We start from the raw sequence: 912 nt of genomic DNA on the forward strand, positions 1-912 counted from the left end.
CGGCTACCTGAGGAATATCCTGGTCACTGTCTCCCCTCCCCCTCCTTCTTTTCTCTTCCTTCTTTTCCTTTTTTTTTTCTCTTTCCTCTTTTCCTCCCTTTTCCCCCCTCTTCTCTTCTCCTCCCCCCCCTTTTCCTCCTTCCTCTCCCCTTTTCTCCCTTTCCTCTTCCCCCTCCTCCCCCCCCTTTCTTCTCCTTTCTTCCCTTTTTCTTTCTTCCTTTTTCCTCCCCTTCTTCTCTCCTTTTCCCCCCTTCCTCCCCCCCCTCCTTCCCTTTCTTCTTCCCTTCCCCCTTCTCCCCTTTTCCCCTCTTTTTCCCCCCTTCCTCCCTTCTCTCCTCCCCTTTCTTCTCTTTTTTCCTTTCTCCTCTTCCTTTCTCTCCTCTTTCTCTTTCCTTTTCCCTCCCTTCTCTTCCCCCCTCCTTTTCCTCCCCTTTTCTCCTTTTCCCTTCTTTCCTTTCTCCCCTCTCCCCCTTTCCTTCTTCCCTTTTCCTCCTTTTCTCCCTTTCTTTTTTCCTCCTCCTTCTCTTTTCCTTTTTTCTTTTTTTCTCCCTCTTTTCCCTTCTTTCTTTTCTCTTTCTCCCCCCCTCCCCCTCTTCTTTTTCTTTCTTTTTATCCCTCTTCCCTTCCTCCTCTCTCTTCCCCTTCTTCTTTTCTTTTTCTTCCCTTCTTCTCCTCCTTCTCCCCTCTCTTTCCTCCCCCTTTTTCCCCTCTTTTCTCCTCCCTTCCCCCCCTCCTTCCCTCCCTCTCTTCTCTTTCCTTCCTCCCCCTTCCCTCCTTCCTTTCTCCTTTTCTCCCTTCCTCTTTCCCTCTTCTCTTTCCCCCCTCCCTTTCTTTTTCCCTTTTTCTTCTTTCTCTCTTCCTCCCTTCTCCCCCCTTCTTCCCCCTTCTTCTTCTCCTCCTTTCCCCTCTTCC

Annotated in this window: 1 protein-coding gene; it reads right to left on the reverse strand. The window is 50.0% G+C overall.

Features of this window, described 5'->3' with window-relative positions; genetic code table 11:
- On the reverse strand, positions 1-912 hold a 912-nt coding region (locus ISALK_RS15680), incomplete at both ends, for a hypothetical protein (RefSeq protein ID WP_201756930.1).

Origin of the sequence: Isachenkonia alkalipeptolytica (assembly GCF_009910325.1) — a bacterium.
Lineage (GTDB): Bacteria > Bacillota > Clostridia > Peptostreptococcales > T1SED10-28 > Isachenkonia > Isachenkonia alkalipeptolytica.